Consider the following 20,044-nt stretch of genomic DNA (forward strand, 5'->3'; position numbering starts at 1 on the left):
GGCCCTCAGTGTTGTTCTCAGCGCCGGCGGGAGGTTGTCAGCGCTGTTGTGGGGAGGCGGACGCACAAGCCCGGGGGCAGGGCTCTGAGCGTCCGTTCGAGGTCCCCTGGTGTGGCTCTTTACAGGTGCAGGTCGAAGTCGTTGCCGTTACCGATGCCGCCGTCGAGCAGGTCGATGTCGCCGAGCTTCACGTCGCCGATGACCTGGCCGAGGTCGGTGTGCACGTCGCCGACCTGAGCGACGTCCTGGACGATGTTGCCGGTGACGTCACCGGTCAGGTCGCCGGTGAGGTTGTCGGTCACGTCGAGGACGTCCTTGACGTCGACGTCGGTGGCGCCGATGACGTCCTTGACCAGCACGTCGGAGTCCACGACGTCCTTCACGAGCACGTCGGCGTCGAGGTCGCCGACCACGTGGGACACGTCGGTGACGTTCTTGACGTCCACGACGTCGGTGACCTTGGAGACGACGTCGTTGCCGGCCACGACGTCGGTGATGCCGCCGAGGCCGTCGAGGTCCGTGACCAGCGCGGTGACGCCGGAGACGCCGGCGACGTCGGTGATGTGCGTGACGCCCTCGATGTTGCCCGTGATGAGCTTGAGGCTGTCGACGGCGGTGAGGTCACCGGCCTCGACCAGGACCTTGTCGATGGCGTCGATCTTCACGACGGACGCGCTGTCGAGCACCAGCGGCAGGATCTCCTGCACGTCGACGGGGGAGATGTCACCCAGGCCGGCCGCCTCCAGGGCGCCTTCCGGGTCGAGCTGGAACGCCTCACGAGCGTCCAGGTCGCCGAGCAGGTTGAGAGTGAAGTCGTGCAGCGTCTGGGTGCTCATGGAAACTCAAGCTCCTGTGTAGATCGATCGGGGGATGTCGTGATGAACCGTATGGATGAACGACATCCCCCTGCATCGGGAGTTGGCCCCAAACCGTGACCCTGCGATGTCCCTAGGGGATCTGTCTCACCCGTTAGGGGAGCGGGGATTTCACCCCACAGGGTCGATTTTTCACCCTCATGGACCTACGTAGTTCTCCGCGAAGGTCGCGCGGTAGGCGGGGGACTCGGCCAGGTGCTCCAGTCTCGCCTGCGCCAACCGTCCGAAGAACGGCGAGCTGACATCGGTGTGGATCATGTTCACCATCCACTGCGAGAACTCCTGGGCCCGCCAGACGCGGTGGAGGCAGTCCTCGGAGTAGGTCTTCAGCCCGGTCTCGGATCCGGTGGCGTAGAAGTCGATAAGTGCACGTCCGAACGTTGCGGCGTCGTTCATGGCGAGGTTCATGCCCTTGGCGCCGACCGGGGTGATGATGTGTGCTGCGTCACCCAGCAGGTACAGCCGGCCGTACGACATCGGCTCCACCACGTGGCTGCGCATGTCCAGCACGCGCTTCTCGATGATCTTTCCCTCGTTCAGCGCCCAGGTCGAGTTGTGCAGTGCGAAGCGTTTGTGGAGCGCTTCCCAGACCTGTTCGTCGGACCAATCCGAAGCTTTAGTTCCAACCGGCACCTGAAGGTAGAAGCGGGACACCGTGGGCGACCGCAACATGTGGCCGGCGAATCCATCCTCGTGCAATGCGTAAATGATGGCTTTAGTCGACGGAGGGGCCTCCGCGAGAATGGCGAGCCACTCGATGCCGTGTTGGTGGGTAAATTCTGAGAGCGCTCCCACAGGAATGGACGGCCGGCTCACCCCGTGGAAGCCGTCGCACCCCGCCACGAAGTCGCTCGTGATGGTTTCGCGGGTGCCGTCCGCGCTGGTGAAGGCCACCGTCGGGGTGGACGAGGTCAGATCGGCCAACTCCACGTCGCTGACCTCGAACCGGATGTCACCCCCTCGGGCCAGAAATCCCCCGATGAGGTCCTTGACCACTTCCTGCTGGGGGTAGACGTAGTGTTCGCGCCCCCCATACAGGTCGCTGTAGGACACCTGGAAGGACTGGCCGTTGACGCGGAATTCACACGTTCCGTGACGGTCTGCTTCCATCAGCAAACGATCTGCCAGACCGAGTGACTCCAACATGGTCACGGAGCGGTGCTCCAGGACTCCCGCGCGTGGCCGGGTTTCCACATGGGTGCGACTAGCCTTTTCGAGCACAACGCAGTCGATACCTGACTGCTGGATCAGGTTTGCCAAGGTCAGACCGGCCGGCCCTGCACCGACAACGGTCACGGGACGCTTCACTTGGGGTTCTCCTAGCCCTAGACCAGCTGTGCTTAGATGCTCACCGCAGGTAGTGGACTGGAACCTGCTCGTGTCGGTCAACTGGGGTCTTTTGGAGCAGCATCATTACTCTGAGTGGTTGACCGGCGCGGCTCATCCCCCCGCAATGACGACACCGCTCCGACAGGAGAGTGCTCCCGATGACTCGAAGAGTCCGCCGCATCACCATCCGTGGCATCGCCCTCGCCACGCTGCTCGCCACAGTGGCGAGCTGTGGTGCTCTGGGCGGCAAGGAACAGGCGCCCGCGTCCGACGCGAACAGCGGCGGTCCGGTCGAGAAGGCCAAGATCACCCTCGGTGTTCTGCCGATTCTCGACGTGGCGTCCGTTCACGTAGCGATCAAGCAGGGATTCTTCAAGGCCGAAGGCCTCGAGGTCGACCTGAAGGTCATCCAGGGTGGCGCCGCGGCCATCCCCGGGCTGGTCAGCAAGGAGCTGGACTTCACGTTCGGCAACTGGGTCTCGTTCTTCGCGGCCCAGGCGAAGGACACCGCCAAGTCGGTCGACGGAATCAAGCTCATCTCCGACGGCTACCAGGCGAAACCCGACATGTTCCTGATCTTGGCGAACGGGGACTCGGCCATCAAGAGTCCTGCCGACCTCGCCGGCAAGACCATCGCGATCAACACGTTCAAGAACATCGCGGAGCTCACCGCGAAGGCCACGCTCGAGGCCGCGAACGTGGACGTGAGCACGGTCAAGTTCAAGGAGATGCCGTTCCCGGACATGCAGGCGGCGGTCCAGAACAAGACCGTTGACGCGGCCTTCATGGTCGAGCCGTTCATCACCCGCGCGCAGCGCGCCGCCGGTCAGATCAAGGTGCTGGACGCGGCGTCCGGCCCGACCGACAACATCCCGATCGCGGGCTACGCCACCACCGGTGCCTTCGCGAAGGAGAACCCCAAGACCGTCGCCGCCTTCCAGCGCGCGATGGCCAAGGGCCAGGCCGCCGCGACCGACCGTCCCACGGTCGAGCCGCTGCTCGTCGAGTACGCCAAGGTCGACAAGGAAACCGCAGGTCTCGTCCACTTCGGCGCGTTCCCGACGACGCTCGACGCGACGCGGCTCCAGCGGGTCGTCCAGCTGATGCAGCGGTACCAGATGCTGGACAAGGAGCTCGACGTCAAGCCGATGCTCATCCAGCCCTCCGGTAGTTGACGAACAGCGCGGGTGACTGTGATCAGGCCGTGATCACGGTCACCCGCGCTGCCGTTTCCTCCAGATGAATTATCGGCGGAGGGCCGTTTAGCCGCGCTGGTCAAAGTTGTTGATTCTCGAACCAACGTTTTGTCGTCCGAACGGCGGTATGAGAACAGCGCGTTTTACTCCAAGATCCACCAGGTTTGCTGCTATTAAACGGGGCGGGGAGTGTTGACGGTGCGCGGTCGTGAGGACCAGCGAGGCATCGACCGGTTTCGCCTACGCAACTGGCGGCTGCGGAGCAAGCTCGCAGTGGTGTTGCTAGTTCCGGCCCTGAGCACCGCGACTCTCGCGGGCCTGAGGCTGAACACCCAGCTCGACGACGTCGAACTCTTCGGCAGCGTCCAGCGCGAACTCGCCGTGAGCCACCAGGCTGCGAAGGTGGAGAACGCTCTACAGGTCGAACGTGACTGGGCAGTGCAGTGTGTGGCCGCGGGCAGGCAGAACGCGTGCCCCGAGCACGCCGCCCGGACGGGCCTCACCGATGTTGAACTCGGCAAGTACCGAGACTCGGGCGCGACGGCTTCGGCCTTGAGCGCGCCCCTTCAGGACACGTTCACGAAGTCGCTCCAGTCCCTCGACGGACTGGCGAGCTTGCGCGTGACGTTGCTGAGCACGAAGTACCCCGACGTCGCGGTGATCAGTGCGTACAACCAGATCATCGCGTCGTTGACCACGGTGCACCGCGCCGCGATCTCCAGTCTCAGCGAGCCGGAGATCGTTCCGCTGGTGTCCGCGGCGCAGGCCCTCTACAGCGCGCAGGAGCAGCTGGGCCAGCAGAACGCGATCCTGACGTCCACCGCGCTGCGCCGGAGCTTCGCACCCGGTGCCGCCGACGAGCTGCGTGCCGCGCAGTCCCGTCTGGACGCCGCGTTCGGCGAGTTCAACGACGCGGCGTCGGCGGAGAACAGGCAGAAGTTCCAGGACATCGTGTCCGGTTCGTCCGTGGACGGTCGCAACCGGCTCGTGCGCCTGGCGCTGGCGCAGGACTTCGAACGCGAAGCGGTGACCATCACCGACGCCGAGGTGCTGAAGATCGGCCAGGACACCGCGAACCTCGTTCGCGAGGTCGCGGCCGACCTGGAGGGCCAGGCGGACGCGACGACCGTGCGGTTGCAGTCGACCGCGCGCTCGGACGCGTGGCGAGACGCGGCCCTGGTCGCCATCTCGCTGCTGATCGCGTTCGGTCTCATGGCGATGGTCGCGCAGTCCATGCTGCGGCCGCTGCGCGTTCTTCGGCGCAGCGCCCTCGACGTGGCGCGCAACCAGCTGCCCGAGGCCATCAAGCGAATCCGGTCGCACCGCGAGCCGGAACGCGCCGCCGAAGAGGCGATCGTCCCCGTGCCGATCAACACGACCGAAGAGGTCGGGCAGGTCGCGCGGGCGTTCGACCTCGTGCAACGCGAAGCGGTCCGCCTCGCCGTCGAGCAGGTGGCACTGCGCGCGAACGTCAACGACATGTTCATCAACCTGTCGCGGCGCTCGCAGGCGTTGGTGGAACGTCAGATCAGCGTGATCGACCGGCTGGAGCAGGACGAGCAGGACCCCGACCACCTCGCGTCGCTGTTCGAGCTCGACCACCTCGCGACGCAGATGCGCCGCAACAGCGAGAACCTGCTGGTGCTCTCGGGCACCACGGTCAACCGCCGCGTCACCCGCCCGGTCGCCATCGCCGAGGTCCTCGGCGCCGCGGTGTCCGAGGTCGAGAAGTACGCACGCGTGCAGATCGCGCCGACGCCGGAGCTCATGGTGCAGGGCCGCGTGGTCAACGACCTCGCGCACCTCGTCGCCGAGCTGCTGGACAACGCGACCGCGTTCTCCAAGCCCAGCACCAAGGTCACGGTGCGGACGATAGAGACCCGCAAGGGCGAAGTCGCGATCCGCATCCACGACCGCGGTGTCGGCATGCAGGAGCACGAGGTCGTCGAGTTCAACGCGAAGCTCGCCGAGCCGCCGGAGGTCGACGTCTCGGTGGCCCGCGAGATGGGCCTGTACGTGGTCGGTCAGCTCGCCAAGCGCCACGAGATCCGCGTGACGCTGGCGAACAACGACGACATAGAGGGTGGCGTCACCGCGCAGGTGATCCTGCCGATCTCGTTGCTGCACAAGGGACCCGCACCGGCACTGCCGTTGCCGGCCGCCCCGCAGCAGGCCGCGATCGAGTCCACCAGCGCGGGCGAGGCGTTGTCCGGCGTTCCGAAGTGGACTCCGGAGCAGCCCGCTCTGATGCCGTCGCCCGCCTCGGCGGACGACAACTCGGGCCGGCACCGCATCGAGCAGACGTCCGCGGACGGCCTGTTCACGGCGCGGATCGAGGCGACCGAGGACGCCGCGGAGGAGGGCTACACCTACGAGCCCCCGTCGCAGCCCCCGGCCCAGCGCTCCGCCGACCCGGCCACGGAGATCTTCCCCGCCATCGTCGACGAGCCGCTGATCTCGCACGACGACCTGTCGAGGTGGTTCCAGACCCCCTCGGCGCCGGAACCCTCCACAAGGGACGTACCGTCAGCGGAGCCGGTGCGCGCCCAGCACGACGAGGACGACGCGGAGCCCTCCACCGTGAACGGCCTGCCCAAGCGGCAGCGTTCGGCGGAGACCGCGAAGATCGAGGCACCAACGGCGGTGCCGCGTGCGGTCGCCGACTACGCGGACTCCGACTGGGGAGCCGCGGACGAAGGCTGGAAGGCAGCGGGCGCGCTCGACAAGAACGCACCCGCCACGACGACGGAGAACGGTCTGCCCAAGCGCGTCCCCCAGGCGCGGCTGGTCCCCGGATCGCTGCCGAAGCCGTCGTCTCCCGCACCGCAGCTCGCCACCGCAGCCGCCATCCCCGGCCGTTCGGCCGACAGGCTGCGCGCACGGTTCGCCACGTATCAGAAGGGCGTCCAGATGGGCCGTGAGTCGCTCTTCGACTCCGCCGTCGGAGGCATCCCCGTGATCGCAGAAAGGGAACGCCAGTGACCACCGCGACTGAGGAACTGGACAACTTCAGCTGGCTGGTCGAGGACTTCGTCAGCAGGGTTGCCGGTGTCGCACACGCGATCGTCGTCTCCGCGGACGGCCTGTTGCTCGCGACGTCGGAACGGCTTCCGCACGACCGCGCCGAGCAGCTCGCCGCCGTCTCGTCGGGTCTCGTCTCGCTGAACCTCGGCGCGGCCCGCTGTTTCGAGGCGGGTGAGGTCAAACAGACCGTCGTGGAGATGGAACGCGGCTATCTTTTCCTGATGTCCATCAGCGACGGGTCGTGCCTCGCCGTGCTCGCCGCGCCCAACTGCGACATCGGGCTCATCGGTTACGCGATGACCCGCCTGGTGGAGCGGGTCGGCCTCCAGCTCACGCCGGAGATCCGCGCCCAGCTGCACGTGTCCATGCGAGCCTGAGTTCGAGTAGAGAGAAGTTCCCATGAGCAACGGTGCTCCGGGTCGTCCGGGGTCACCTGGGGCCGACCTGAACGTGGTGTCGTCGAAGATCGTCGTCGCGGGCGGGTTCGGCGTCGGCAAGACGACGTTCGTCGGGTCGGTCTCCGAGATCACCCCGTTGACGACCGAGGCCGTGATGACCCAGGCATCGGTCGGCGTCGACGACCTGTCCCACGTGCCGGACAAGGTGACCACCACGGTGGCCATGGACTTCGGCCGCGTGTCGCTGGACAAGGACCTGATCCTGTACCTGTTCGGCACGCCCGGTCAGCACCGGTTCTGGTTCATGTGGGACGACCTGGTCCGCGGCGCGATCGGCGCCGTGGTCATGGTCGACACCCGGCGCATCGACGAGGCGTTCGCACCCATCGACTTCTTCGAGGACCGCGACCTGCCGTACGTGATCGCGGTGAACTGCTTCGACGGCCTCATGCACCACCGGGCCGAGGAGATCAGGGACGCCCTGACCATCTCCGCGTCGGTGCCGATCATCCCGTGCGACGCGCGGAACCGGCAGTCGACGAAGCAGATCCTCATCGCGTTGGTGGAACACGCGCTGCGCCAGCCGTCGTTCGCCTAGGACCGCACTCCCGCGGAAAGAAAGGCCGGTGTCCAGGGGACACCGGCCTTTTGGCGTTGTGCCGTAACCCTTCCGGCGAGTCCGGCGATGACTTTGCGGAGTCACCGAACTCGGGAGGGAGCGAGTCAGGTGGGCAACCGCTTGAGCACAGCCGTGAAGAGCCCGTGGTTTCTGCTGGCCGGTGTGATCGTTGCCGCGCTGTCTCTCGTCGTGGCGATCACTGGTCCCGCGTCCGAGGTCAGCAAGAGCCGGACCGAGGTGACGAGCCTCGTCGCCGAACCCGTCAACCAGGACACCGTGACCGAGTTCGCCCTGCCCCTCGACACACCCCTCGACCAGTTGCCGCAGACCGACGTCGGCAACTTCTGCGACACCGGGATGATCGAGTGGCTGCGCCGGTTCGGCACGGAAGTGCCGCCCTACCACCGGATCTCCATCCGCAGCGCGGCGGAGGACGGCGCGATGCTGGTGGTCGACAACCTGCGCGCGGTGGACGTCAACCGCTACGAACCCCAGCCCGTCATGCACTTCCAGTGCCCCGACGCGGGCAACGCCGACACGGCGATCCTGGAGCTCCGGCTCGACCGTGACCGCACGGCACTGGAACTCGTCAACGGCTCGTCTGACAACACCCGCCCGTTCGCGTTCAACCTGGAACCCGGCGAGCAGGGCAACCTCGAACTCTGGCTGCTGAACGACGACACCTATTCGTACTCGGGTCGCATCGTCGCCGACGTGACGACGGGAACGGCCAAGAAGACGGTGTCCCTTCCGCTGAACGGGGAGGACCCCGCGAAGTTCGACCGCATCGGCCTCGGCAGGTACGGACGGCTGATCGTGTCGCCCGGGCAGACGAAGGACGGCTTCCGATGCGAGCTCTACCCGGCCGGGTACAGCAGGTGGAGGCCGCGGGAAGGGGACGAGATCGAGGACACGTTCGACTGCTCGCTGGAGAAGGTGCGGTCGGTGCTCGCCGAGATCGGTCGCGGCCCGTGAGCCGGCGTTGCGCCGACCGGTCCATCAGAACCAGTCGCGTGTGAACAGTTATTCGCCCGTTCGGCGGCGGCCTGTTCGGGGTGGACCGGTGCCCCGCAACCCGGTGGTAGGGCGCGTTTTCCCTTGCCACGCGCGGGATCGGAGCGTCCCGGCCGGACCTCACCTACGAACGCCCTTGATCGTGTCAGTGCCGCTTCACACTTGACTCTTCTTGTGCGCCAACACCTCGGCGATACAGTCGGTGGGCAATCACCCTGCATTGCGAGGAGATTCCTGTGTCCCTGCGGAAAACAATCGGTGTGGCGGCCAGCGTGGCCGCCCTCTCGGTCGGCCTCATCGGTACGGCTGAGGCCGCGCCCCGCACGCTGTACTACAACTCCGCCGGCGCCGCCGAGTTCGTCTCGGCCGTCGACGCGGGTGCGAACGTGTGGAACACGCAGCTCCCGAACACCGTCAAGCTGGTGAAGCGGAACAGCGGTTCCGTGAACATCACCATCGTCGCGGACAACGGCTGGCCCCGTGCCCAGACGACCAGCCTCGGCAACGGCCGCGTGTGGATGGGCCGCCAGGCCGTCAACGAGGGCCACAACACGGTCCGGATCGCCGCGCACGAGCTCGGCCACATCCTGGGCCTGCCGGACCGCCGGACCGGGCTGTGCACCGACCTGATGTCCGGTGCGAGTGCCGGCACGTCGTGCACGAACGCCAACCCGAACTCCGCGGAGAAGGCTCAGGTCGTGCGGAACTTCGGCGGGTCCGTCACGGTCCAGGCCGAGACGTTCCACGACGCCGCCTAAGGCGTGAGTGAGCGGTCGTGGTCTCCCTGACGGCCACGACCGCTCAGCGCGTCACCACCAGGTCCACGCCCAACGCGCGCAGCTCGTCCGGGTCGCCCGGCCCGCCGATCACGTGCACCCCGGAAGCGCGCAGCAGCGGCACCAGCAACGCCAGTCCCTGCCGCGCCAGGCGTTCCGACGGCGGCCTGGCCAGCCGGACGCCCCACACCTGGTTGCGGTCCACAGTGGACAACCCGGTGAACCCGCCGCCGAACTCGTGCAGCAGCACGTGCACGCCCATGTCGTGCAGCACCTCGAGGTTCTCCTCGCCGTCCGGCATCGCCCGGACGTCCAGCGCCAGGAACAACGACGACGCCGGCAGCGCGCAGGCCCGCAGGGTCGACCGCACGTGCGCGGTGAGGTCCTGGTCGCGCGACTGGTCGCGGGACAGCCTGATCAGCACCGGCTCGCCGCGCGAGCACCCGTCCTGCAGCACCATCTGCCCCACCCGCGAAGCCAGTCCCAGCGCATCGGCGTAAGCCGCCACCTCGTCGTGCCCGGTGGCGCCCCACCGCAGCGAGGCCTCCACGAAGGCCAGGTCTCCCGAGACCCACGACACCGGCGAGTACTCCACGGTGATCTCGCCGTTCTCGAAGGCGCCGGGCATGGCCGCGATCCGCGCGTACCGGGTACGACCGGCGACGTCGGCCTCGTGGTCGTAGAGCCCCCACTGCCGCTTGCCGCCGGCCTCGGCTCTGCGCAACGTCGAGTGCGCGCGCCGCAGCACCGCCGTCGGGTCGGCGCCGAAGCCGGACGTGTGCACGAACCCGATCGACGTCGACACCGCGACACCCGCGCCCTGCAGGTACACCGGCTCGGACAGTTCCTCGTCGATCATCGCCGCCAGCGCCGCGACGTCGGGGGAGCCGTGGATCAGCACCACGAACTCGTCGCCGCCGACCCGCGCCACCACGGCGTCCGGCAGCACCACCCGCAACCGCCGCGCGACCTCGATCAGCACGGAGTCCCCGGCCACGTACCCGAGGCCGTCGTTGACGATCGTGAGGCTGTCGACGTCCAGGTACCCCAGCGTGTACGGCTCGCCGGTCGCGAGCGCGGACTCCAGCTTGTCGGTGAACGACGCCCGGTTCGGCAGCCCGGTCAGCAGGTCCGTCAACGACTGGTGCCGCAACCACTCCTGCAGCATCCGCTGCTCGGTGACGTCCTCGATCAACGCGACGTGGAACTTCGGCAGCCCGTCGGACCCGCGCAGCACCGACAGGACGACGTTGGCCCACACCGTGTCGCCGTTCTCCCGCGCGAGCTCCCACTCGCGCCGGTCGGTGTCCACAGAGGACTCGGCCATGCGCAGGCACGCGGCGGCCAGCGCGGCCGCGTCGGTCTCGGAGAACAGCTCCTTGGGCATCTCCTCGTACCCGAGGATCGCCGCCAGCGCCTCGTTCGCCTCCACGACCGAGCCGTGCAGGTCGAAGATCGCGATGCCCACCGCCGTGGTCGCGAAGACCTGGGCGAACCGGGCCTCGCTGTCGTGCAGGTCGCGCTGCGCGTCCTCGACGGCCTTCAGCAGCGAGTCCCTGACCTTCTCCTGCTCGGCGAACAACTGGTCGCGCGTCGCCCGCACGTACCCGGACGCGAGCGCGCCGAGCACCTCGGGCGGGAACTCCGGCCCGAGCACCTCCAGCGTGCGGCGCAACGAGTCGGGGCCGGTGAAACGCTTGCGCACCAACCATTCCCCGATTGCGATCGCCGCCTGCCCGGCACGCAGCCGGGCGGCGTGTTCGTCGAGGTGCTGCGTCAGCTTCCGCCGGGACATCGGCGAGTACGCGCTCTCGATCAGAACAGCCGCCCAGTGCTGTGCGAGGGGCGAAGAGGCCATCAGGGCTTGCGACCCACCGCGGCGTAGAGGTTCGCCTTCGACGGTTCGTCGCCGATGTCCTCGGGGGACTCGGGCCGCCATTCGGGCGTGAACACGATGCCGGGTTCGATGATCTCGGTGCCCGCCAACATGTTCCCGACCTGCTCCTTGGTGCGGGGCGTGATCGGCTCCGCGGTCTTCGCGAAGATCTCCGCGCCGGCCGCCATGGCCGCCGGCATGCTGTCCGCGGTGAAGTGCGACAGCGCGAGGTACGAGCCCGGGGGCAGCGATTCCACGTAACGGGACAATACGCCCCAGGGGTCGTCCGAGTCAGGGATGAACTGGAGGACACCGACGACCAGCAGCCCGATCGGCTGAGTGAAGTCGAGGTGTTCCCTTGCCTGCGCAACGACTTTCTCCGGCTCGCGCAGGTCGGCGAGCAACGCCGTCACGTTCGGCTCGTCCGACAGCATCAGCTCGGCGTGCGTGATCGCGACCGGTTCGAAGTCGACGTAGACGACCTTCGAGTCGGCGGCGACCTCGTGCGCCACCTCGTGCACGTTGCCGACCGTCGGAATGCCCGAGCCGAGGTCGAGGAACTGCCTGATCCCGAGCCCGGCCAGTTCCAGAACGGCCCTGCGCAGATAGGAACGGTTCAGCCGGGCCATCGCCCGCACGGGCAGAACCCTGATCAGGGCCTCCGCGGTCGTGCGGTCCGCCTCGAAGTTGTGCCCGCCGCCGAGCAGGTAGTCGTAGATCCGGGCGGAACTCGGAACGTCGACGTTGACACCGTCCGGTACCCAGCTGACTCGATCGACCACAGCAGCACACCTCTCGCGATGCGAATTCTGAGCGTCGACAACCCTACTGGCGGCAGGTGTGGGCCGAATGAGGGAATTAGGCCTTCACACGAATGGCTAGGCCCTGTCCTGCGAGTTCGTCAGGTGAGAGACGCGGGCGAGAGTCCCGGAGGCGGTGCCGCCGCGACGGCCTCATACCGGGCGTATTCGGGTGTCGCGGCGGTATCGCCTCCGGGGCCCTCGGCCGCCGCTCTCGCCCGGCGAGACTTGCGGGACAGGGCCTGGTCAGAGGATGAACCAATCGGTGCAACCGCTGGCGAACCGGAACTTCACCGGCCCTCGCGGCGCGACCCCCATCACGAAAGTCCCCAGTTCGTCCACGTCGGCCGTCTCGTGGTCGCCGCTCGGCGTCACGAGCGTGATCGGTCCGGACGCCGGCATCAGCTGCCCGGTCACCCCGGCCGCCGACACCTCGACCTGCAACATCACGCCGTCCGCGTCGAACACCAGCTGCCGCGCCGTGGCCGTGGAGCGCGCACGGGCGAACAACGTGTCGTCGAGAACGGAGTCGTACGACGTGATGAGCAACAGCTCCTCGTCGATGTTCCGCCAGGTGAAGGCGGCCTTCGCGGCCTCCACGAACTCCGGCGGAACTTCCTCGGAAGGTGTGCTCAACGCGTCGCGCAAGGCGTCGAGCAGTACTTCGTCACTGTCCCAGTCGTGCCGCACCCAGCACACCTCCTCTCTTCACCGGAGACCCCAGGAACGCTGAGATCGCGGGGGTCTTCCGCAGTTTCTCCAGGCAACGTATCCGCGTCGGGCCGATGCTGCCGACCGGCATCGCGAGCTCCTCGCTCACGACCTGGTAGCTCGGCGGCGGGTCGGTCATCAGCTTCGTCAGCAACCGCTTGCACTGGTCCGTGAGCTCCGCGAACCCGTCTCGCAACGCCTGCCGCCGCTCGACCGCCAGCAGGTCGGCCTCCACGTCCGCGTCCACCTGCTCCGACTCCAGCGCGTCCGATTCGGACAGTGGGTCGTACAGGTGCGTCCGCTGCTGCACGCGCAGCACGCGCAGGCACTCGTTGCGGGTGGTCGTCATGATCCAGCCGGGCAGCGCCTCCGGCTCGCGGAGCCGTCCGATCTGCTCCACGAGCCGCAGCCACAGCGTCTGGTTCACGTCGGCCGCATCCGACGGGCGCAGCCGGTGCCTGTAGATCACCGACACCACCAGCGGCGTGTAACGGTCCACGATCTCGTTCCACGCCGACTGGTCGCCCTCGGCCGCCGCGCTCACGAGCGCGGCGATCGGGGATGCAGAGGTCACGTCGACTCCTTGCGGTCACAACTGGCGGAGGCCGAGGTTGCCTCGCAGATACAACTATTTGACGAAAATTCCGTAGCCGGGGTGGAAGACCGGCCCGGTGAGCAGCTTGTCACGTGCCTGACGTGCGTCGATGCCCTCGGACACCATCGTGGCGGCGATCCGGCCGGTGACCAGCGGAGCGGCGAACGACGTGCCGTACCAGTACGCCCACAGCGCGAACGGCGTAGCGGAGGCCTCACCGGGCAGCTGCCACTCGCCCTTGAGGTAGGTCGAGGCGCGGTTGCCGACCGCGCACGCGTCGACCCAGTGGCCCCAGTTCGAGTAGAACGCCGGGGCGAGCGAGCCGTCGCGTTCCTGCTGGGCGGCGGCGACGGCGGTGACCCCGCACAGCGCGGCGGGCCAGCTCGGCCGTTGCGTGCCCTGGTTGCCGGCGGAGGCGACCACGACGACGTCCTCGGGCAGCGCCTCGATGGTGCGCCGGAACGGTTCGGACGCCACGTCGTCCTCGGTGAAGCAGCCGAGGGACAGGTTCAGCAGGTTGATCTTCTTGCGGCCCAGCTCGGTGATCTTGCGGCAGATCCGCTCCTCGTCACCGAACCCGTTGGGGTCGAGGCCGACCTCCGGGTCGAACGTGACGCCGGGGGCCGCGTTCTGGATCACGCCCGCGACGAACGTGCCGTGCCCGCCCTGCAACGCGAAGTTGTCGCCGCTCGCGTAGGCGGGGTCGACGTCGTCGGCCTCCTTGGCGTAGCGGCCGTCGAACCAGTCGGAGTGCTCGCTGCTCGCGCCCTGCGAGATGCCGGTGTCGATGATGCCGACCCGGACGTCCTTGAGGCGCTCGTCGAACTTCGGCGCCACGACCGGGTCCGTCGGATATGGACGGTCGCCCGGGTTGCCCATCACCAGACCGCCGTGCCCGACGATCACGTGGTGCGGCTGCACGAGCGGCACGCGCGCGTTCGGCCAGTTCCGCTGGTCGCGCAACAGGCGAACAATGCGCGGAATGTCCTCGGCGTTGTTCGGCAACGTCAATCGCGCCAATCCGGCGAATCCTTCGCCGGGCCGCGCGTCGATGTTGTTTTCGCGCAGCTTTTCGATCACGCGTTGTTGGTCCTCGGCTCCGACGAGCAACTGCCCCGGCCGATAAAGGAATTCACGCCCGCGTTCGGCGTGGAAGCTGATGTTCTTGTCCTCGGCGATGAGCTGCAGGAAAGCTCTTTGGTAAAGCTCCGCGCTTTCTGGCGTTTTCGACACCACGGCCTCACTAAAGCAGCGTTGACGGGCACCCCGACCGAGCTTGATCAAGCTACCACAGCGGATAAAGTGTTGCCGTGACCGACTTTTCCGCCGAGGACGCGCTGGAGGCCAGGCAGCGCAACCCGCGCGCCGCCGTGGAGATGGCGCGCGCGGTGCTCCGCGCGACGGAAGACCGCTCGGAATCCTCGATCGCCGAACGCGCGATCGGCCTCGCGCTGCGCGAGATGCACGACTTCCCCGGCGCGGCCCGGCACCTCCGCCGCTCGATCCGCATCGCCTCCGAGGCCTCGTTGCCCCGGCTGGCCGCGCTGGCGCAGATGAGCCTCGCGTGGGTGCTCGCCTACACGGGCAAGCAGAAGGCCGCGCTGACGTTGCTGGACGACGCGATGCCGGAGCTGTCCGGAGCGGACTCGGTGGCGGCCCTGATGCAACGCGGTGTCGTCTTCCACTACCTGACCCGCTACGACGACGCGCAACGCGACTACACCGCCGCCATCGCCGGTGCCCGGCGCGTGGGCGACCAACTCGTCGAAGCACGCGCCCTCAACAACCGCGGGCTCGTGCGCGCGTACGTCGGCAACATGCGCGAGGCGTCGGCCGACTTCTCGCTCGCGGCCTCCCTGCTGGGCGAGTTGGGGCAGGAGCTCGGCGTCGCCGACGTCAACTGGAACGCGGGCATCATGGCCACCCGCGGTGGTGACGTGCCGGCCGCGCTGTCCCTGTTCGACAAGGCCGAGGAGGTCCACCGCCGCCTCGACGTCATGCGCCCGGTGCTGCTGGTGAACCGCCTGGAGCTGCTCGTCTCCGTGCCGCTGCTGGACGAGGCGCGGGCCGCCGCCGACCGCGCGATCGTCGAGCTGAAGGCGTTGAAGAACCCCCTGGGCGTGTCGGAGGCGCTGTACTTCCGCGCCCGCATCGCCCTGCTGGACGACGACCCGGACGCGGCCAACTCGTTCGCCGCCGAGGCCCGCCGCCGGTTCCGCCGCGAGCAACGGCTGCTGTGGGCGGCCGGCGCGCGGTACCTGGAGCTGCACGCGGCCGTGCTGCGCGGCGACCGCTCCCGGCCGTTGCGGCTCGCCCTGTCGCGGGTGGCCTCCGAGCTGGACGCGATGGACTGGCGGTTGCCCGCGCTGGAGGCCCGCATCGACGCCGGGCTGGTCGCCGCCGACCTCGGCCACCGCGCCCGTGCCGTCTCGGAGCTGTCGGTCGCCGCCGCCGCTCGCCGTCGTGGCCCGGCCGGTCTGCGCGTCCGCGGCTGGTACGCGGAAGCGTTGCGGCGCAAGCTCTCCGGCGACGTCCGGGGCACCTCGTCGGCGCTGCGCCGGGGTATCGGGCTGCTCGACGAGTACCGGGTGTCGCTGGGCGCGGCCGAGTTGCGTGCGTCGGCCGGTGTGCAGGGCCAGGCGCTGGCGGCCGAGGGGCTGGCGCTGGCGATGGCGTCCGGCAGCGCGTCCCGCGTGCTGTCGTGGACCGAGACCTGGCGGGCCGGGGCGTTGCGGATGAAGTCGGTGTCGCCGCCGGACGACCCGCGCCTGGAGGACGCCCTCGCGTCGCTGCGCGCGGTCTCCGCCGACGTCGAGTCCGCCGTGCTGGCCGGGAAACCCGCCGGGTCGTTGCGCGCCAAGCTGGTCCGCGCCGAGCAACGCGTCCGCGACCTCACCCGCCAGACCTCCGGCGAGGTCGCCGTCTTCAAGCCCCCGTCGGTCGCGTCGCTCGCGGCGGCCCTGGGGTCGTCGGCCCTGATCGAGTTCGTGGAGCACGACGGCTCGTTGCTCGCGGTCGTGCTGGCGGACGGCCGCGCCACGCTGCACCCGCTGGGCCCGGTCGACGGCGTGGTGCGCGAGATCCGCCTGCTCCGCTTCGCCCTGCACCGCCTGGTGACCCTGCCGCCGCAGCTGCCGAACCTCGCCGTGGCGCGTTCCTCGGCCTCGCACGCGGCCGCGTTGCTGGCGCGGCGCCTGCTCGACCCGCTGGCCGGGCGCATCGACGGCAGACCGCTGGTGGTCGTCCCGACCGGCGCCCTGAACGGCCTCCCGTGGGCCGTGCTGAACCGCCAGGTGACCGTCGCCCCGTCCGCCTCCGTCTGGCTGCGCGCCTGCTCGGTCCCGGACGCCGCGGGCGAGGCCGTGCTCGCCGCCGGGCCGCGGATGGCCGCCGCCCCCACCGAGATCAAGGCCATCAGCGCGCACGTCCCCGGCCGCGTGCTCGTCGACGCCGAGGCCACCGTGAGCGCCGTCGCGTCCTCAATGGACGGTGCCGCGCTGGCCCACATCGCCGCGCACGGCTCGTTCCGCGTGGACAACCCCCTGTTCTCGGCGCTGGAACTAGCCGACGGCCCGCTGACCGTCTACGACATCGAACGCCTGCGCCGCCCACCGACCCGCGTCGTGCTGTCGGCGTGCGACACGGGCCAGTCGGCCGTGCGTCCCGGCGACGAGCTGATGGGCTTCACGGCGGCCCTGCTGGGCCTGGGCACCCGCACGTTGATCGCGCCGGTGGTCCCGGTGCCGACCGACGGCACCGCGCCCGTCATGGTGGAGCTGCACCAGAAACTCGCCGCCGGCATGGCCCCGGCCGAGGCCCTGGCCGCCGTGCAACGGGCGGCGGTCGACGACGCCGCCTACGCCGCGGCCGTGGGGTTCGTCTGTTTCGGCGCGGGGTGATGGAGGGCTTCCAACGTCCATCTCTTCGGTTGGACTTGGCCCCAAACGGTGCTGCGGCGAGCGGAACCGGCCCTACTTTCCTGACATGCCAGTACGAGCCTCCACGGTGCGCGGCCGCGAGTTCGCCGCGCTCGTCCGCGCGGCGGTCGATTCGACAGGGATGTCGCACCGCGCCGTAGCCGAAGTGTTGGGGTGGGATCCGCAGAAGCTCTCGGACCTGCTCACGGGGAAGGGTGGGGTCACCGAGCTCGACTTCGCCCGGTTGCTCGGCCTCTGCCGGGTGAAAGAAGAAGAGTTCGATCACCTCATGACCCTGTTCAAGATGTCCAGGGAGAAGGGGTGGTGGCAGCACTACCAGGGTGTGCTGCCGATCAAGATGCGCACGCTCGTCGAGCACGAGGCGGTCGTGAGCGAGCTGTACAGCTGGCACCTGACGCTGGTGCCGGGCCTGTTGCAGACCCCCGACTACATGCGGCCGCTGTACGAGGTGTGGCCGAAGATCGAAGCCAAGGACATCGCCCTGCGGGTCGAGGCCCGTGTCGCCCGGCAGCAGATCCTGGACGGCACGCGGAAGTTCTTCTTCTACGTGCACGAGCAGGCGTTGATGCTGCCCGTGGGCGGTGAAGCGGTGTGGCGCGACCAGATGCACCACCTGCTGCGGATGTCGGTGCGGCCGAACATCACCGTCCTGGTCGTCCCCACGCTGATCGGCGCGCACGCCGGAGTCATGGGCGAGTTCAGCCTGATGAAGTTCAAGAAGATCCCGTCCATCGTTTACACGGACACGATGAACTCGGGCATCTTCATGGAGGACAAGGCGTCCGTCGACCTCTACACGGACATCCTGAAGTCCCTGGCTGGCGTGGCCTTGGATGCGGAACAATCGAGGAGGTTGATCACCGGCATCGTGTCCTGAGGAGGCCACCGTGTGGCGCAAGAGCAGCTACAGCCCCGACGGCAACAACTGCGTGGAGATCGGCGCGGGGATCGGCGTCAGGGACAGCAAGGCTCCTGCGGCGCACATCCCGCTGTCCGCTCAGGCGTGGGAGGCGTTCCTCGACTCGGCCAAGGGCGATCACTTCCGGAACTGACGCGTTTCACTTATGGTTGCTCGCCATGACAACGAGGTCGTGGTGGGGCTGGGGCAACGTCGAGGACGCCGTCACCCCGGAGGAACGCCGGGCGCTGGTCGATCGGGTGCGGGCGGTGTTGCCGGACGCCGACCTGACGTTCCACGAACCGCCTGATCCCGCCTCGCTCTCCTTACCGGCCTCGCGGGTGGAGCCGCCTTCCGACCTGTTCTCGACCGATCCGGTCGATCGGCTCGCGCACGCCCGTGGCCAGGCCTACCGCGACGTGACCCGCAACCTCGCCGGGGACGTCGGGCCGTTGCCCGACGCCGTGGCGCGGCCGCGCACCGAGCAGGACGTCGTGGACGTGCTGGACTGGTGTTCCTCGCGGGGTGTCGCGGTGATTCCGTTCGGGGGCGGCACTTCCGTGGTCGGCGGGGTCGAACCTCGGGACCTGGACCGGGTCGTGACGCTCGACCTCGGCCACCTCGACCAGGTGCTGGAGGTCGACCCGGTCAGCCGGGCGGCGCGGATCCAGGCGGGCGTGTTCGGGCCGTCGCTCGAAGCGCAGCTCAAGCCGCACGGGCTGACGTTGCGGCACTTCCCGCAGTCGTTCGAGTTCTCGACGCTCGGCGGCTGGCTCGCGACCCGCGCGGGCGGCCACTACGCCACGCTCTACACGCACATCGACGACCTGACCGAGTCGCTCAGAGTCGTGACGCCGCAGGGGATCTCCGAGTCGCGCCGGCTGCCGGGCTCGGGCGCCGGACCGTCGCCGGACCGCCTCTTTCTGGGCTCCGAGGGCACCCTGGGCGTGATCACCGAGGCTTGGATGAGGCTCCAGTCGCCGCCGGTGCATCGCGCGGGGGCCTCGGTGCGGTTCGCGTCGTGGGAACGGGCCGTGGAGGCGACGAGGCTGATCGCGCAGTCCGGTCTGAACCCGGCCAACTGCCGCCTCCTGGACCCCGCCGAGGCGTTCCTCAACGCCGGGTCACCGCAGTCCGTGCTGGTGCTGGCGTTCGAGTCGGCCGACCACCCGGTCGACGCGCTGCTGGCACGGGCACTGGAGCTGTGCGGCGATGGCGAGGTCGTCGAAGGCGCCGCCGGCCGATGGCGGAAGTCGTTCCTGCGCATGCCCTACCAGCGCGACGCGATGGCGCAGCACGGGATGATCACCGAGACGTTCGAGACGGCCTGCACCTGGGACCGGTTCCCCGCGCTGCACGCGGCCGTCGTCGAGGCGGCGACCAAGGCGTTGCAGGAGGTGTGCGGCGTCGGCATCGTCACGTGCCGCTTCACCCACGTCTACCCGGACGGCCCCGCGCCCTATTACGGCATCTACGCGCCGGGCCGCTGGGGCAGCCTCACCGCGCAGTGGGACGACATCAAGGCAGCCGTCTCCGAGGCGTTGATCAGCTCCGGCGGCACGATCACGCACCACCACGCCGTCGGCCGCGACCACATGCCCTGGTACGCGCGCCAACGGCCGGACGTCTTCCACGCGGCCCTGTCCGGTGCCAAGGCCGCGCTGGACCCTCAGGGCCTGCTCAACCCAGGAGTCCTCACCACACGATCGACCGCAGGATCAACGCCGCGATGAACACGACCGTGAACGCCAGGTCCAACCCGAACCCGCCGAACCGCACGGGCGGCAACACCTTGCGCACCGGCGCCAGCACGGGCTCCGTCACGCCGTGCGTCACCCGCCGCACCTGCCACACCCAGTCGCCGCGCGCCTGCAACGTGACAGCCCAGTCCACGATCATCCGGCCGATCATCACGATGATGAACAGCGTCAACACCCAACCGACGATCCACCCGACCAAGCCGAACAACTCGGGCCTCCTTATGTCCTGTATGTC

At 68.7% G+C, this 20,044-nt stretch carries 19 protein-coding genes; 11 read left to right on the top strand and 8 right to left on the bottom strand.

From position 1 onward, the window contains the following. Positions 1–119: 119 nt before the first annotated feature. Both ACFWNN_RS14860 and ACFWNN_RS14865 read right to left on the bottom strand, forming a co-directional pair. A complete protein-coding gene (locus ACFWNN_RS14860) occupies positions 120–836 on the bottom strand; it encodes an IniB N-terminal domain-containing protein (protein ID WP_382440437.1) in 717 nt (238 codons plus the stop codon). Between the two features lie 177 nt (positions 837–1,013). Further along, entirely contained in the window at positions 1,014–2,183 is a 1,170-nt protein-coding gene (locus ACFWNN_RS14865; RefSeq protein WP_382440438.1) for a 4-hydroxybenzoate 3-monooxygenase, read from the bottom strand. A gap of 179 nt (positions 2,184–2,362) precedes the next feature. Between ACFWNN_RS14865 and ACFWNN_RS14870 the strand changes: the two genes are divergently transcribed. The 6 genes from ACFWNN_RS14870 to ACFWNN_RS14895 all read left to right on the top strand — a co-directional run bounded on the left by ACFWNN_RS14870 (position 2,363) and on the right by ACFWNN_RS14895 (position 9,213). After that, positions 2,363–3,379, top strand: a complete 1,017-nt coding sequence (locus tag ACFWNN_RS14870) for an ABC transporter substrate-binding protein (protein WP_382440439.1) — start codon at positions 2,363–2,365, stop codon at positions 3,377–3,379. Between the two features lie 297 nt (positions 3,380–3,676). Continuing rightward, the gene (locus ACFWNN_RS14875) at positions 3,677–6,382 is read left to right on the top strand and encodes a nitrate- and nitrite sensing domain-containing protein (protein ID WP_382440440.1); all 2,706 of its coding nucleotides are present in this window, start codon (positions 3,677–3,679) and stop codon (positions 6,380–6,382) included. Further along, positions 6,379–6,801 (top strand): roadblock/LC7 domain-containing protein, encoded by a 423-nt coding sequence (locus tag ACFWNN_RS14880; RefSeq protein WP_065917166.1) that lies wholly within the window; start codon positions 6,379–6,381, stop codon positions 6,799–6,801. Before ACFWNN_RS14875 ends, ACFWNN_RS14880 begins: the two co-directional genes overlap by 4 nt. Before the next feature lie 22 nt (positions 6,802–6,823). Continuing rightward, positions 6,824–7,420, top strand: a complete 597-nt coding sequence (locus ACFWNN_RS14885; RefSeq protein WP_285644521.1) for an ATP/GTP-binding protein — start codon at positions 6,824–6,826, stop codon at positions 7,418–7,420. Between the two features lie 141 nt (positions 7,421–7,561). Beyond that, on the top strand, positions 7,562–8,416 hold the full coding sequence (locus tag ACFWNN_RS14890; protein ID WP_382440441.1) for a hypothetical protein: 855 nt from the start codon (positions 7,562–7,564) through the stop codon (positions 8,414–8,416). A gap of 275 nt (positions 8,417–8,691) precedes the next feature. Further along, positions 8,692–9,213: a snapalysin family zinc-dependent metalloprotease gene (locus tag ACFWNN_RS14895; RefSeq protein ID WP_382440442.1), complete on the top strand. Its 522-nt coding sequence runs from the start codon at positions 8,692–8,694 to the stop codon at positions 9,211–9,213. 43 nt (positions 9,214–9,256) lie between these two features. Here ACFWNN_RS14895 and ACFWNN_RS14900 read toward each other — a convergent pair whose 3' ends face one another. The 5 genes from ACFWNN_RS14900 to ACFWNN_RS14920 all read right to left on the bottom strand — a co-directional run bounded on the left by ACFWNN_RS14900 (position 9,257) and on the right by ACFWNN_RS14920 (position 14,143). Then, entirely contained in the window at positions 9,257–11,089 is a 1,833-nt protein-coding gene (locus ACFWNN_RS14900) for a diguanylate cyclase domain-containing protein (protein ID WP_382440443.1), read from the bottom strand. Continuing rightward, positions 11,089–11,889, bottom strand: a complete 801-nt coding sequence (locus ACFWNN_RS14905) for an SAM-dependent methyltransferase (protein ID WP_382440444.1) — start codon at positions 11,887–11,889, stop codon at positions 11,089–11,091. Before ACFWNN_RS14905 ends, ACFWNN_RS14900 begins: the two co-directional genes overlap by 1 nt. Positions 11,890–12,153: 264 nt before the next feature. Continuing rightward, a complete protein-coding gene (locus ACFWNN_RS14910) occupies positions 12,154–12,597 on the bottom strand; it encodes a hypothetical protein (RefSeq protein ID WP_382440445.1) in 444 nt (147 codons plus the stop codon). Beyond that, a complete protein-coding gene (locus ACFWNN_RS14915) occupies positions 12,575–13,192 on the bottom strand; it encodes an RNA polymerase sigma factor (protein ID WP_382440446.1) in 618 nt (205 codons plus the stop codon). The genes ACFWNN_RS14910 and ACFWNN_RS14915 overlap by 23 nt, the downstream gene beginning before the upstream one ends. A gap of 54 nt (positions 13,193–13,246) precedes the next feature. Beyond that, positions 13,247–14,143 carry a S8 family serine peptidase gene (locus tag ACFWNN_RS14920; protein ID WP_382440447.1) on the bottom strand — a complete coding sequence of 299 codons (897 nt, stop codon included), beginning with the start codon at positions 14,141–14,143 and terminating at the stop codon, positions 13,247–13,249. Here ACFWNN_RS14920 and ACFWNN_RS14925 point away from each other — a divergent pair. From ACFWNN_RS14925 to ACFWNN_RS14945, 5 genes are all read left to right on the top strand, one after another. After that, a complete protein-coding gene (locus ACFWNN_RS14925; RefSeq protein ID WP_382440448.1) occupies positions 14,123–14,527 on the top strand; it encodes a hypothetical protein in 405 nt (134 codons plus the stop codon). The two genes, ACFWNN_RS14920 and ACFWNN_RS14925, sit on opposite strands and share 21 nt — an antisense overlap. Beyond that, positions 14,524–17,112, top strand: coding sequence for a CHAT domain-containing protein (locus ACFWNN_RS14930; RefSeq protein ID WP_382440449.1), 2,589 nt, complete (start codon positions 14,524–14,526; stop codon positions 17,110–17,112). The genes ACFWNN_RS14925 and ACFWNN_RS14930 overlap by 4 nt, the downstream gene beginning before the upstream one ends. Positions 17,113–17,197: 85 nt before the next feature. Next, positions 17,198–18,028: a helix-turn-helix domain-containing protein gene (locus tag ACFWNN_RS14935; RefSeq protein ID WP_382440450.1), complete on the top strand. Its 831-nt coding sequence runs from the start codon at positions 17,198–17,200 to the stop codon at positions 18,026–18,028. 10 nt (positions 18,029–18,038) lie between these two features. Then, positions 18,039–18,203, top strand: a complete 165-nt coding sequence (locus ACFWNN_RS14940; protein ID WP_382440451.1) for a DUF397 domain-containing protein — start codon at positions 18,039–18,041, stop codon at positions 18,201–18,203. A gap of 25 nt (positions 18,204–18,228) precedes the next feature. Continuing rightward, a complete protein-coding gene (locus tag ACFWNN_RS14945; protein WP_382440452.1) occupies positions 18,229–19,782 on the top strand; it encodes an FAD-binding oxidoreductase in 1,554 nt (517 codons plus the stop codon). Here ACFWNN_RS14945 and ACFWNN_RS14950 read toward each other — a convergent pair. Then, a complete protein-coding gene (locus ACFWNN_RS14950) occupies positions 19,745–19,984 on the bottom strand; it encodes a YggT family protein (RefSeq protein WP_382440453.1) in 240 nt (79 codons plus the stop codon). The two genes, ACFWNN_RS14945 and ACFWNN_RS14950, sit on opposite strands and share 38 nt — an antisense overlap. Positions 19,985–20,044 lie beyond the last annotated feature (60 nt).

Source organism: Lentzea sp. NPDC058450 (assembly GCF_042721395.1).
Lineage (GTDB): Bacteria > Actinomycetota > Actinomycetes > Mycobacteriales > Pseudonocardiaceae > Lentzea.

Excerpts from the sequence above, each read along its gene's own strand:
- ACFWNN_RS14885 (WP_285644521.1), top strand. The coding sequence starts at position 6,824 with ATGAGCAACGGTGCTCCGGGTCGTCCGGGGTCACCTGGGGCCGACCTG.
- ACFWNN_RS14870 (WP_382440439.1), top strand. The coding sequence starts at position 2,363 with ATGACTCGAAGAGTCCGCCGCATCACCATCCGTGGCATCGCCCTCGCC.
- ACFWNN_RS14900 (WP_382440443.1), bottom strand. The coding sequence starts at position 11,089 with ATGGCCTCTTCGCCCCTCGCACAGCACTGGGCGGCTGTTCTGATCGAG.
- ACFWNN_RS14860 (WP_382440437.1), bottom strand. The coding sequence starts at position 836 with ATGAGCACCCAGACGCTGCACGACTTCACTCTCAACCTGCTCGGCGAC.
- ACFWNN_RS14945 (WP_382440452.1), top strand. The coding sequence starts at position 18,229 with ATGACAACGAGGTCGTGGTGGGGCTGGGGCAACGTCGAGGACGCCGTC.
- ACFWNN_RS14935 (WP_382440450.1), top strand. The coding sequence starts at position 17,198 with ATGCCAGTACGAGCCTCCACGGTGCGCGGCCGCGAGTTCGCCGCGCTC.